This window comes from Sporocytophaga myxococcoides DSM 11118 (assembly GCF_000426725.1).
Lineage (GTDB): Bacteria > Bacteroidota > Bacteroidia > Cytophagales > Cytophagaceae > Sporocytophaga > Sporocytophaga myxococcoides.
In genome coordinates, this window is the sequence record NZ_AUFX01000004.1 from 442,462 (window position 1) to 456,375 (window position 13,914).

At 36.7% G+C, this 13,914-nt stretch carries 11 protein-coding genes; 3 read left to right on the plus strand and 8 right to left on the minus strand.

The window, feature by feature from the left end; genetic code table 11:
* Window positions 1-101: 101 nt before the first annotated feature.
* The 7 genes from K350_RS0104800 to gpmI form a co-directional block, all read right to left on the minus strand.
* Complete coding sequence (locus tag K350_RS0104800) at window positions 102-971, minus strand: aldose 1-epimerase family protein (protein ID WP_028978931.1); 870 nt, start codon at window positions 969-971, stop codon at window positions 102-104.
* 136 nt (window positions 972-1,107) lie between these two features.
* Window positions 1,108-1,896: a TerC family protein gene (locus tag K350_RS0104805; protein ID WP_028978932.1), complete on the minus strand. Its 789-nt coding sequence runs from the start codon at window positions 1,894-1,896 to the stop codon at window positions 1,108-1,110.
* A gap of 66 nt (window positions 1,897-1,962) precedes the next feature.
* Window positions 1,963-2,412, minus strand: a complete 450-nt coding sequence (locus K350_RS0104810; RefSeq protein WP_028978933.1) for a DUF2383 domain-containing protein — start codon at window positions 2,410-2,412, stop codon at window positions 1,963-1,965.
* A 156-nt stretch (window positions 2,413-2,568) separates the two neighbouring features.
* A complete protein-coding gene (gene purE, locus K350_RS0104815) occupies window positions 2,569-3,069 on the minus strand; it encodes a 5-(carboxyamino)imidazole ribonucleotide mutase (protein ID WP_028978934.1) in 501 nt (166 codons plus the stop codon).
* Window positions 3,070-3,191: 122 nt separating this feature from the next.
* Window positions 3,192-4,379, minus strand: coding sequence for a 5-(carboxyamino)imidazole ribonucleotide synthase (locus tag K350_RS0104820; RefSeq protein ID WP_156026933.1), 1,188 nt, complete (start codon window positions 4,377-4,379; stop codon window positions 3,192-3,194).
* A 104-nt stretch (window positions 4,380-4,483) separates the two neighbouring features.
* Window positions 4,484-5,707: an outer membrane beta-barrel protein gene (locus tag K350_RS0104825; protein WP_028978936.1), complete on the minus strand. Its 1,224-nt coding sequence runs from the start codon at window positions 5,705-5,707 to the stop codon at window positions 4,484-4,486.
* Window positions 5,708-6,611: 904 nt separating this feature from the next.
* Window positions 6,612-8,135: a 2,3-bisphosphoglycerate-independent phosphoglycerate mutase gene (gpmI, locus tag K350_RS0104830; protein ID WP_028978937.1), complete on the minus strand. Its 1,524-nt coding sequence runs from the start codon at window positions 8,133-8,135 to the stop codon at window positions 6,612-6,614.
* Window positions 8,136-8,375: 240 nt separating this feature from the next.
* Between gpmI and K350_RS27435 the strand changes: the two genes are divergently transcribed.
* The 3 genes from K350_RS27435 to K350_RS0104845 all read left to right on the plus strand — a co-directional run bounded on the left by K350_RS27435 (window position 8,376) and on the right by K350_RS0104845 (window position 10,197).
* Window positions 8,376-8,771: a DUF4783 domain-containing protein gene (locus tag K350_RS27435; protein ID WP_037573979.1), complete on the plus strand. Its 396-nt coding sequence runs from the start codon at window positions 8,376-8,378 to the stop codon at window positions 8,769-8,771.
* 65 nt (window positions 8,772-8,836) lie between these two features.
* Window positions 8,837-9,688 (plus strand): carboxylating nicotinate-nucleotide diphosphorylase, encoded by an 852-nt coding sequence (nadC, locus tag K350_RS0104840; protein ID WP_051312874.1) that lies wholly within the window; start codon window positions 8,837-8,839, stop codon window positions 9,686-9,688.
* Window positions 9,689-9,717: 29 nt separating this feature from the next.
* Complete coding sequence (locus K350_RS0104845) at window positions 9,718-10,197, plus strand: YcxB family protein (RefSeq protein WP_028978939.1); 480 nt, start codon at window positions 9,718-9,720, stop codon at window positions 10,195-10,197.
* Between the two features lie 155 nt (window positions 10,198-10,352).
* Here the strand turns inward: K350_RS0104845 and K350_RS0104850 are convergent, their stop codons facing one another.
* Complete coding sequence (locus K350_RS0104850) at window positions 10,353-13,667, minus strand: glycoside hydrolase family 9 protein (protein ID WP_028978940.1); 3,315 nt, start codon at window positions 13,665-13,667, stop codon at window positions 10,353-10,355.
* Between the last annotated feature and the right edge of the window lie 247 nt (window positions 13,668-13,914).

The following is a 13,914-nucleotide window of genomic DNA, read 5'->3' on the forward strand; positions in this document are numbered from 1 at the left end:
AAGTCCTTCTTTAGATTTGCTAAAAATAATTGGCTCCTGACTATGACATCCATCAAAATCAGGGGCCAAACTTTATGCTTTGCACTTTTTACTTTCAGCTTCTACTGAACATCTATTGAATATTCGCATTTGAATGTTTTTCCTTTTACAAGAGATCTCATTGCTTCCTTGTCTTTAAATTGCCCTTCATACCCAACTTTGTCAGCAACTCCTAACCATGGCTCAAGACAAATAAAAGGTCCTGGCTTAGTCCAGATCCCAAGATACTGGAAGCCTAAAAAGTCCATCGTTATCTTATGTGACGATTTTTTACTCTTAAGACTTACAACACTGGATTTCAAATCTTTGAAGATGATTGCATCCTTTCCAGTGAAAAGATCTACTGATAGTGGCAGAATGTTTTCGTTATTCAAAACAGGCTCTGATTTACCATTAAGTAAACCATCTGTCAACAAATGTCTGTTAACTGTTTCATTCTTTTCAAACTCAAGATAGTAATCTGTAAACTCCTCTCCCTGTTCAATTGGACAACGCAATGCAGGGTGAGCTCCTATTGAGAAATAGATAGTTTTATCATCTGTGTTTTTTACCTCATAAGAAACAATCAGCTTGCTTTTTTGAAGCTTGTACTCAATGGTCAACTCAAATTTATACGGATAAAGCTTCAACGTTTCTTCTGAACTAGAAAGCTTATAAGTAAGAGATTGATCTTGCTGATCCACCAGGTCAAAATGCATATCTCTTGCAAATCCATGCTGAGGCAATTCATATACCTCATCGTCTGAATGGTATTTATTTCCTGCCAGCTTTCCAACGATTGGGAACAATACTGGCGCTCTTCTTCCCCAGAATGCAGGATCTCCCTGCCAAAGGAATTCTTTGTTTGCCATTGTTTTTTTCAGACTTATCAGTTCTGCCCCTGAGCTTTTCACGCTTACCTTAAGGCATTCATTAATGAGGATTGCTACCATTTCTTTTATTTTCGGATCCTGGAGGATCAGTTAGGGTTATTAATTCTTACCGAAATATACAAAATACAAGTTCCTGCAAAAAACCTTTTAGGGGTCACTTGCAGGAACTACAAACTTAAAATTATTTTAATAATTATCAGTGTTCTTTATGCAGCTTCTCTTCCTCTTCTTCCAGATCCGGATTATTTCTAAGTTTAACCGGCTTGGATTTTCTCTTCGCACGCATATTAAGCATTTCAACACCCAATGAGAATCCAATTGCGAAATAGATATAGCCTTTTGGCACATGATAGTGGAAGGCTTCCGCAACAAGTAAAATTCCTATAAGCAACAAGAAAGTAAGCGCAAGCATTTTAATTGTAGGGTGCGTATTGATGAAATGGCTAATGCTTTTTGCAAAAAGCAACATAACAATAATAGAAACAATTATAGCCGCAATCATAATTGGTAAATCCCTGTGAGGATTATTAACAAGTCCTATTGCAGTCAGAATGGAGTCAAACGAAAATACTATATCCAACAATACGATTTGGATAACAGCAGATACAAGTGATAGTTTCTTTGTTTTAGCCGGATCCTCTTCTTCACCTTCAAGTTTTTCATGTATTTCTGCAGTACTCTTATAAATAAGAAAAAGACCTCCGGAAAATAAGATAATATCTCTTAAGCTGATATCTATCCCGTAAAAGTCTTCAATCACCGGTTTTGTAAAGCCAACGATGATTGAAATAATCATCAGCAGAAAGATTCTTATAATGAGTGCAAGACTAAGACCAATTAGTCTTCCTTTTTTTTGATCTTCAGCAGGGAGTCTGTCAGAAAGAATGGAAATAAAGATAATGTTATCAATTCCCAATACGACCTCCATAATTGAGAGTGTAAGGAAACTGACAATGCCTTCGGCAGTCAGGAATGGTTCAAGCATTTCTTAAAAGAATTTAATATAATCCTTAACGCAAATAACCGTTAAAAAGTGATTATTGCAAATAAATCATAGTTTAAGCTCTTTTATCAAGCTATTCAAATCAGAGCATGCTTTAAAAAATGCGCTCTTATGTTTTATTACTATAACTTTCAGTTTTTCAGGAATTTCCTCAGTAGATGCCGCTTCATAAACTTCTATTGCAGACCTTTCCCGATCAATACAACCCTCGAATAAACCCTTCTTGTCAACCAGTGTATTTCCTGATGCCACGTCCATCCATCCTTTGTATCTGACATTCAGGATAGTGATTTCCTCCTCTTCCATTTCATCTCTACTTTCAGAAAATGGAAGTAACTCAAGAAAAAACTTGCCGCTTTCTGTTGCAAATTTATTTAATATATCTGCAAGGTAAGGATCTTTAATGCTGTCAGCAGCTTTCTTATAATCTGCTTCTCTGGCATTACAGGTCTCAATCAACTGATTGACTACTAATGCGGTGACATAATCTGTTTGCATGATTTCACTCCTCCCCTTTCTTAAGAAAACAAGCAAATAAAAGGTAAAGTTTAACAGGGATTATGCATTAAATAATTTGTCAATCTTAATCAAAACTCTGAGTTCTAGTAAAGCATTGATTAAAGGATAGACAGAATCTTAATGGTTAATTTGGGCTTACAGGAGATTCTTATATCCTGATTGTTCAAGCTTTTGAACTGACTCTTCTACTTTTTCTTTCAGAAAAGTTTTATACTTTTTAAGATTAGCAGCAATTTCCTGATTATGAGAACCAATAATCTGGGCAGCCAGAATACCGGCGTTTACAGCACCATCAAGAGCTACTGTTGCAACTGGGACACCTGCAGGCATTTGCAGAATCGATAAAACAGAATCCCAGCCATCTATAGAATTGGACGATTTTACGGGCACCCCGATAACAGGAAGTGTAGTGATGGAAGCAACCATTCCCGGAAGATGCGCAGCCCCACCGGCACCGGCAATAATTACTCTAATTCCTCTGTCTGCTGCATTTTCAGCATATGAAACCATTCTGTGAGGTGTTCTGTGCGCAGAAACTATTGTTACTTCATAAGGAACTTTTAATTCATCCAGAATTTCTGCAGCCTTAGACATCACTTTTAAGTCAGACTGACTTCCCATTATAATTCCAACCATGTTTTCTTTGTTTTTTACCTCATCCTAAATCTTTCTCCTGAAGGAGTATGAACTTGAGATGGTAGTTTTATGATTAATCTGTTATATCTTAGTTTCCCTAAAACTTAAATACTTTAAGCTTCTCAAGCTATCACTCTGAACTTTTCTTTAATAATATCAGCCTTTTGTTTTAACCCAGAAACTTCATCATCCAAAATTGTGATATGGCCCATTTTGCGGAATGGTTTGGTGATTTTCTTTCCATAAAGATGAATATGAACCCCCTCTAAACCAAGGATATCATTTAAACCCTCATACTTTGCGAGCCCGGAAAATCCATCTGCTCCCAATAAATTAACCATGGCAGCTGGCTTCAATTGTTTTGTAGATCCAAGTGGAAGTCCAAGAATTGCTCTCAAAAGTTGTTCATACTGAGAAGTGAAATTGGCTTCTATGGTTTGATGGCCTGAGTTATGTGGCCTCGGAGCAGCTTCATTTACCAGAATTTTTCCATCTTTAGTAAGAAACATCTCCACAGCGAGCAATCCGACCATACCCAAAGATTCTATTACTTTTTCTGCAATTTCAACAGCCTCTTTTTCCTGTGCTTCAGTAATCTGAGCCGGAGCCATAAGATATTCTACCAGATTATGTACAGGATGAAAAATCATTTCAGTAACCGGAAAATGTGCTTTTTCACCTTTGCTGTTTCTGGCAACGATTACAGAAATTTCTTTTTCAAAATCAACTTGCTTTTCTATAAGAGAAGGACCATCCATAGCTTTAGACAAGTCCGAAACAGAATTTAACTGTTGGACACCTCTTCCGTCATAACCTGATTTTCCTAATTTTTGAAATGCAGGAAACAGCTGAGGAAATTTTGAAAGCTCGTCTATGTCATTTATAAGCTCAAAATGAGCTGTTGGGATCGAATTATTTCTGTAGAACTGCTTCTGAAGTCGTTTATCTTGAATGATTTTAATGCATGAAGGCTGGGGAAAAACAGTCTTCCCTTCATTTACAAGAGCTTGAAGCGCATCAGCATTCACATTTTCTATCTCAATAGTTATGAGATTTTTATCTTTTCCGAAATTATAAACAGTGTCATAATCTGTAGGATCTCCAAGAACAAACTCATGCGCAATTTTTGCGCAAGGAGCCTCTTTATCAGGATCCAGAGTACAAACATAAAGGTTAAGGTCTACGGCTGATTGAATAAGCATTCTTCCCAGCTGACCCCCGCCAAGAATTCCTAATTTAAAATCCTGATAAAATTCCACTATTGAAATCTGTTTTTTCTCAAAATTACTAAAAATAAAAACCCCGGCCATACAGACGCGGGGCTTTTAACTAACCAGATGAAAAAAATAAACCTGAAAAATTTAACCTAACACATGATCATTTAAATTTTTAACATTTATTTCTTCTGAACTAATTAGAATTTAAAGATTGCAGCTAAGCCGAATGTTGTTTGGTTATTTACTGCTTCTCCGTTTTTATCTTCATAGATTTTGGTTGGAGAAGTATCCATTCTGAACTCAGGCTTCAGGATGAAAGCGCCTTCTGCAAGAGTGATCGGAGCAGTGATAGTCAAAGAGTTGTTTGTGCTTTTCAAATATCTCATTCCATATTTATCTTTAAAGTGCTCATATCTAACACCGACACTTAGGAAATCTGTAATATCATAATGAGCATATCCGGCAATACCTCCCCAGGTAAGTGTTGATTTGTCTTCACCATAAGGAGCTGAAAGCGCTTTGAATGCTTCTTCTGTATTATTGTCAGCGGCTTTGTAGAAACCATATGCTCCGTTCAAACCAACATAGAATTTCTCAGTAAGCTGGTATCCTGCAGTAAGGTCGAATAAGTGTCTGTTGTAGTTAACAGACCAAGGAGTAGCTCCACCTGTTGTGTCAAGAGAAGTATCATCATTGTAACCACCGATCCAGTTTACATAAACATTCATTCCTTCAATCGGGCTTACAAATAACTGAGCCACACCAGATTTTTGCTTGTTGTTGTCAAAAAGGTTATCCCAGTTGTTTACCAAACCTATCATTACACCCAGTTTGTCGCTGAAAGCATAATTTGCTTTTGCACCAACATGGTAGAATGGGCCATTATTGAATAGGTTTGATAAAGAGTAGTTATAGTTAACAGGGGCGTCAATTACTTCATAACCAATGTGCGTACCGAACTGACCAACAGTAAATGAAAGTTTCTCTGTTGCTTTATAGGTTCCATATGCCTGCTTAATAGAAACCGATGAACCATAAATGTTTGAAAATGCCGGATTTGTATAGAGGTTTGCGCTGCCTGTAGTATAGCCTTGTGCATTTACGTTACCAAAGTTTCCCAATTCCGCATTCGGACCGAAAGTAAGATCAGCTACGATATCAACTTTTTTGGATGAATACATGAATTTAGTCTGCACCAAGCCAAGCGCAATCTGATTTGTAGTTCTGTCAAATGCCCTTCCTGCAGCGGTGGACCCAAGTAAACTTCCAGATTTAGGTCTGTTGAAAGCCCAGTTATAATAAGAATCGATGTAACCTGTGATTGTTAATTTTCCCGGCTCAGCAGCTGTAGAATCTTGTGCTTTTGCTGTCAATACACTTAGTAAAAAAGTCAGCGATAGCAGTAAGTTAAATTTACGCATAGTACTTGTTTGTTTAGTTAGTAAATAATTTATAAAGGTCAATTAATAAAGGTTGTGTTTTTGGTCTTTCACATTGAAATAATCATAATATAGCCTATGTAAACTTAGATAATTTTTATTTCCCTGTCAATAGCCTTAATAGAAAAATCCAAAATAAATATTAAATAATCGGCATATACGAGGCAATAAGAACACATTAAATTGAAATTGTCCAATTTTAAAGCTTAAGAAAGATAAAATTTAAATTTGACAAATATAGAAATAATACAATTTAAGACCTGTTTCTAAAAATATGATGAAATCAAGAAAAGCCGCAAAAATCAAAGAAAACAGCGTTTTTTAAAACATTAGTATTAGTTTTTAATACATGCCATACCTAAAATGTTATATTTATTAAAAACCTAGTTAAAATTTTAACCTATATTTTAAAAAAAACCATATTTTATCTGATTTGATGTGTAATTTTTAGGCTAAAAAGAATTCAATTTGATCAAACAGACTTAAAAGTTGTTAAAAATGATCCTCAGTGACCGATTTTTATGAATTCATATTAACCATGAATAAAAAAATAACATCAAAATTAAAAAAAGAGGAACTTTCATAAATTCATGCTTAAAATTTTAAGTCTAAATCTGAAAACAGGCAATTTTTAGAATAAACCCCAAAATTGAGGAGAACAAGAGAAGAATTAAACCATTAAAAGAACCGAAAGAGCGAATCAGCAATACAAAAACAAGTAAAATTGGGCTTATAAGCAGTCAGGGGGGACTTTTAATAGACCTATATATGGCCACTTTTAAAAAGTATCAACAAATAAGCTAAAGGGAAATTCCACTGAAAAAAAATAGGGTTAAACTATTAAAGTTCAACCCTATATACTCCTGAGAGAAAATTATCTTGAAATTTACCCTAAAAGAGAAACGCCCGTCATTTCTTTTGGCTTTTCAACCCCAATCAGTTCCAGAACTGTAGGAGCCACATCACCGAGTTTTCCGTCTTTCAGCTTACCTTTATATGAGTTATCAACCACAACAAATGGAACCAGGTTAGTTGTATGAGCTGTATTCGGACTTCCATCTTCATTGATCATAACATCTGCATTTCCATGATCTGCAAGAATCAAAAGAGTGTATCCATCAGAAAGCGCTTGTTTTACAATCGCCTCAACACATTCGTTTACTGTTTCAACTGCTTTTACTGCTGCACTGAAAACACCTGTATGTCCAACCATATCCGGATTGGCAAAATTCAGACATACAAAGTCAACTTCCTTCTTTTTAATTTCAGCAATAATTTTGTCTTTAATTTCAAAAGCACTCATTTCAGGCTGTAGATCGTAAGTTGCGACTTTTGGAGACTGACACAAGATTCTGCTCTCACCGGTGAACTCCTTTTCTCTTCCACCTGAAAAGAAGAAAGTAACGTGAGGATATTTCTCAGTTTCAGCAATCCTGATTTGCTTTTTGCCTGCTGCAGACAATACTTCACCAAGAGTCTGATTAAGATTATCCTTGTCAAAAATAACTTTTACACCTTTAAAGCTATCGTCGTAATTTGTAAGTGTTACATAATACAAATCAAGCTTTTTCATGTTTTGCTCAGGAAAATCTTTCTGAGTTAGCGCAATGGTAATCTCTCTTCCTCTATCTGTTCTGAAGTTAAAGCAAAGCACCACATCACCTTCTTCAATAAGGGCAAGAGGCTGATCTTTGTCATTTACCACTACAAGCGGCTTGATAAATTCATCCGTCACGCCCTCTGCATATGAATCAAGAATTGACTTTTGAACATCTTTCGTTTTAGTACCAGTACCATTAACCAGAAGATCATAAGCAAGCTTAACGCGTTCCCACCTGTTATCTCTGTCCATAGAATAATATCTTCCGATAACCGAAGCAATCTTCCCAGCTGAAGCGTCAAGATGATTCTGTAGATCACGGATATAGCCTATACCACCTTTTGGATCTGTATCTCTTCCATCAGTAAATGCGTGTATAAACACATTTTCAAGACCTTTTTTCTTTGCAATAGTGCAAAGGCCTTTCAAGTGATTGATATGAGAATGAACACCACCATCAGAAACCAAGCCCATAAAATGGACTTTCTTGTTGTTCTTTTTAGCATAATCAAGTGCATCAACTAAAGCTTGCTCATGCTCCAATGTACACTCGTCTACTGCTTTGTTGATCTTGACAAGATCCTGATAAACAATCCTTCCGGCTCCAAGATTCATATGCCCAACTTCACTGTTACCCATTTGGCCTTCCGGAAGCCCAACCGCAAGTCCCGAAGCTTCTAGTTTGCTATTGGGATAATTTGCATATAAAGAATCAACAAATTGAGTGTTTGCTTTGGCAATTGCGGAAACCTCAGGATTTGATCCTAGGCCCCATCCATCCATAATGATTAGGATTACCTTCTTATTCATTTCAATAAATATTTTTAAAAACGATCACTAGTTACTTAAAATTTAAAAAACTTAAAAGTTAACCAGGATTAACAATTAAAAAAAATGTAATTGTTAATGAATAAATTATAAGATGCAAACAAGGCTGGAATTAAATGATTAACAGGATTTTTAATGGCTTATGCATAATTTGGTTAATTTCTTTTAACTTATTGGCATAATTTTAGCTTACATGAAAAATATTAAAATTCGAGTTAATTTATGAGAAATCGCTCTTTTTTAATTCTTACTATACTTCTGGTGATATTTAGTAAGAATGCCATAGGCCAGTCCGATGTACTTGAAGGTACAAAAAATGCCTTGAAGGCCGGCAGCTCAAAAGACCTTTCAAAATATTTTAACGATATGGTAGAAATTGGCCTGAACAAGGAGGATAAAAAAACCTACAGCAAAACACAGGCAGAATTCATATTAAGAGATTTTTTCAAACAGTACCCTCCGACAGATTTTCAATATGTGCACCAGGGATCTTCCAAAGAAGGGATGAAATACACAATTGGAAAATATATATATAGCGGAGGCACTTTCAGAGTAATAACAGTGGTAAAACAATTCCGCGGAAGTTACCTGATAGATTCAATCGTATTTGAAGAGTAAATAATAAATAACGCAAATTTCTCGAAGGCTCTGAAGATATTCAGAGCTTTTTTTATTTTTGTCCCGTGAATTTTCTTTCAGAACAAGCAATTTTTGAGTTTATAGACTCAGCCCTTGCGGAAGACGTCGGGAACGGCGATCATTCCACCTTGGCTTCTGTTCCTGCAGATGCTATCAATAAAGCTCAGCTTTTAGTAAAAGACGAAGGAGTGCTGGCCGGTGTAGCGCTTTCGGAAATGATATTTTCAAGAGTGGATCCGGACCTCAGAATGGAAATCCTTATTCCGGATGGAATCAGAGTAAAGCCAAAAGATGTGGCTTTTAAAGTGCATGGCCGGGCCAGGTCTATTTTAACAGGTGAAAGACTAGTGCTCAACTGTATGCAAAGAATGAGCGGAATTGCAACGCTGACAACAACATACAACGAACTTATCAGAGATACAGGCTGCAAACTTCTTGACACAAGAAAGACCACACCAAACTTTCGCTTACCGGAGAAATGGGCGGTTGCAATCGGAGGTGGAGTTAATCACAGATTCGGCTTATATGATATGATTATCCTTAAAGACAATCATATTGATTTTGCAGGAGGAATAAAACAGGCTATAGAATCTACAAAAAATTACCTTCAGAAGCATTCTTTATCACTAAAAATAGAAGTGGAAACAAGATCACTTAAAGAAGTGGAAGAAGTGCTTAATGTAGGAGGAATTGACAGAATAATGCTTGACAACATGAGCCCTCAGCTTATGAAAGAAGCAGTAGCACTAATAGCCAGGAAATTTGAGACCGAAGCTTCCGGTGGCATCAATGAATCAACTATCAGGTCTTATGCATTAACAGGCGTTGATTACATCTCCTGTGGTGCTTTGACCCACTCATTCAGAAGTCTGGACCTTAGTCTTAAAGCATTTTAAAAAATTTATATACAGAAGAATCAGGAATTATGATTATCAAAACCAAAAAGTACCAGTTACCTAAAAACACCTACGTAAAAATTGCTCTTACAAACCTTGTCAAAAAACAATGGTGGTATATTTTCGGACCAATACTGTTCGGATGTATTGCCATTTTTCTTCCGGATTACAAATGGTGGTTTATAGTGACTGCAATCATTGCAGTAGTTGGTTATATTCTATTCTGGGCAATACAGTTTACCGGAGTTACCCAACTGCCACAAAATCAAATTATGTTTGATAAACTTACTTATGAAATTGACAGCAGACAAGTACTCATCAAATTGAACCCAAAACAAGGAAGTCCGATACAATGGAATATGGTGGTAGCTGCTGAAAAAACTAAAGATGCTTATCTGTTAATTATCAATAAAGCTCAGATCATTCACCTTCCTTTTAAAATCTTCAATTCGGACAATGATATTCGTTTTATGGATAGCATTTTGAAAAGGAAAGAGTACATTAAATAAGTTGAAAGTTATAAGTACAAAGAGGGAAGACGATCTGTTAATGATTGTCTTCCCTCTTGCATTTTAATAATTTAAGGTGTGACATAAAACAGAGAAAGGCCATCTTATTCAGATAGCCTTCCATTATATTCAACTTTAAACTTTAAACTTATTACTTAATTCTTTACCATCTTCAAATGATACGTCTTCCCATTTACAACAACCTTTAGAAGATACATACCAGAGCTTAAGGAAGCTCCGATTTCAACTTTATCTTCAATACCAAGGTTCTCAATAGTTTCAACTATCATACCAGACAAGTCCACTACATATACAGAATAACTGCTGCTGTAAGGAGAAACAACAGATAGCTGAGATGATTTTTGAAATGGGTTTGGAACAAGGCTTAACCTCGTCTGATCTTCATTAGAAATATAAACAATTTTACTTAATTCATGAGAACCATCTATATCAACCTGTTTCAATCGATAATAAAACAAACCGTTTACAGGATAACTATCCTCGAATGTGTAATATATTACCGATGAACTTGTACCTGCTGCATGAACCTGGCCAATTGCGTTAAAGTCTGTTCCGTTAGTTGATCTCTGGATTTCAAAGTAACTGCTGTTTTCCTCCGATGCAGTAATCCAGCTTAAAGAAGTCATATTGTTTTCACGTATTCCTTTAAACTCCAACAATCTTACAGGAGTCGTCATACATCCAGCACCGGTAGTTGCAATGACTGGAAGCCTGCTGCAGTTGTTTCCTGTTGAAATTTTCCAGTCATAGAAATACATGTAATCGTCAGTATCATTATTCCCGCCTGCTGAACCAGTAATAGATACTATTCCTGATGGATTTGAAACATATGGGTAACCTGCCCCTGTTGAATTCCAGAGTATATCGGCATTGATTCCCAGTGAAGAAACTTTCATTCTTAGATTTGGCCCCCAAGCTGCTTTAATGTCAAACCCTGTAAAATTAAAAGTAATCAGGCTATTGGCCATAGCCATTGTAATGTTTACAGGGTCCGAAGTAAACGTTTTAGCAGGAGTAAATGAATTTCCTGAGTTATTCAAAATTTCCACAGTGATAGTCGCAGACTTATTTTCATTAATATTTCCAAGAGGCACCTTGAAAGAATGAAGAGTAAAGTCACTAGTAACAGTAAACAGCATCATATTGGTTGCACTTACTCCCCAGTTAGTTCCAGAACCCAGAGATGTAACCTGTCCTACACTTCCTGTAGTGCTGCTCATGTCCTGTACATAGTAAGTTCCGGCAGCTGGCGCATTATAGGTAGTTACGCCTGTAGCCAGAGGAGTGGTAGAAGTTGAAGTTGCATACCAGTTGTATGGTCCCCCCGTAGCACTTGCAATGGAAAGATTAATAGGAGCAGTAGATGCACAACCATCAACTGCAATCGGAAGGCTCGATGTAATAGTAATACTAGACTCAGTAAAAGCGCAACCGGATATACTTGCTGTAATTTTATACACTCCCGCTTTTCGTACATTAAGTAAAGTTTTCGCTTCTTCACCCGTAATACTATTACCATCCAGACTCCATTGCCAGGTAGTTGACGCGGGGAATGCTGCACCATTAGAAACTGTGAGATCAACAGAAGACGGATTACACAAATTAATCGGGCCAGTTGGTGATATTACAGGTAAAGGCAATGTGCTGCTGATTATAATAGTATCTGATTTGGTACAAGTCACTGCATTTGCAGCATCCAAAGAATCTCGTATGACAACATAAGTACCTGCTCCGTTTGCAGCTGTCACTGAATATTTATTATCAGCTGCATTACTACTATTATTAACCAGAACGGATGCTGCCGGACTAATTTTTTTCCATGTAAATCTAATAGAGCTACCTCCAGATGTATTTGAGTTCAGCTGAAAAGGAAATGAAGAGCCGCATGTGTTTATGTCAGCACCAAGTGAAGGGATAGAACAAGTTGGTGGATTGCCACAAAACTTATTTGTATCAATGGGAGCTACTCTTGAGTTAATAAAACCAAGTGCACCAACTAATCCAGCGTTGTAATCAATTCCAACCTCCGAATTAACATAATCGTCTCTATTGTCATTATATGTACCATCGCGTTTGCCGCCAACCAAGGCTCCCAATTGCTGATTTTTTATCGGTATCGTCAGACTATTATCAGTATTGGCTGGGTTGTCATCTCTCAGATAAGCATTCCGATGGTGAGGTTTTAATGGTGAAATATATCCCGTACCTCCAGGAACAAACCCTACTATATAAGATCTCTTATTAGCGTTCCCTCCCATTATATAATCAATGTCTGCATATAGCTTTGCCAAAACTGGTGCAGTATAATTGTTATTTAGTTTGCAGTATAAAGCTATCAGAAAAGAAGAATTAGCATTATAACGCAGCGCTCCCCAACCTCCTCCATATGCATTATAAACTCCCAGACCATTTCTGCTCCCATTAGCCAGAAAGTGGCCTGTTATCCGATTATTAAAAGTTGTCAACGAAGTCGCGTCTCCTAGTACTGCCAAGTTATATAAGGCAATTTCCCCGGTATTTGCATAATCAAAAGTATAGCCCATGTTTGGAGTAATTGGGCCCTGACTAATTGCTTCAGTTCTGTAAGCAACATTTCCTGTAGCCCAATACAATTCAGCACATAAAGTAGCAAAATCGTCCTTCCAGTTTGTTTTGGCACCATACTGGCCTCCTCCTGCAGAACCAACAGTACCAGGATTAGCCTTTGCATAATTATAGGCATAGACAGCATGCTGGAGGCAAGTTGCTGCAAAAGTTGCATCAAACTTTTTATACACTCTGGACATCAAAGCTAATGTGGCTCCACAAAAAGACGGCATAGAAGCATCTTGAGGATTTTTATATATTGGTCTTGGTTGCCCACCATTATTTACATCATTGGTCTGCATTTTAACAGCAGTCTCCCACCTGCAATGATCCCCGGGGCACCCTCCCTTCCCAATTTGGTAATAAAAAGTAGTTGAATTTGGAATACATTTTATAAGAAACTCTGCTTCATGCTTCATCTCATCCAATACATCCGGAATACAATTCGGATCATGTGCATTGTCTTCAAAGTTCCATTTATTTGCTGCCTTGTAGCCTTGGTAATCAAAAGAATATCTGTCGTCATAACCGGTTTTAAATTCTGCATAACCTTTGAGAAGCAAATAAGCGGAGTAATACTGAGTTTGCCCGAACTTTACATGATCTCCGCAATCATGCCAACCTCCAGAAAGATCATATGCTCCATCTGCATCGGCAATAAACGCTCTTCCTCTTAATGCTGCAGGAACGCCTGTAGGTAGATGATTGTATAAAAGCCAATTGTTCTCTCCTGACCTTTGTGCACCATAAAACCTCGTGGTCATCCATAATGCTTTTTGATAATCTGCATTTGTGAGAGTTTGGGAAAACACTGTCTGACTGAGAAGGGTGAGGATAAATAAAACTTGAGAAATCTTTTTCATTAGCTGACAACTCTATAATCTATGAATTTACTAATAAAAAATTGCACTCAAAACGGGCTTGAGCACCCATTCAAAATCAACCATGTAATAAATCTTTAATGTTTTTTAATTTTTCACCTCTAATAGTTTACTACTATGTACAGAAACGCAACACTAATATTATATCCAATTGAATCTCAAAAGAATAGTAAAATCAAATTTTGCCTTAGATAAATCATATCACCAGACATAAAAAGATAAATTTAGC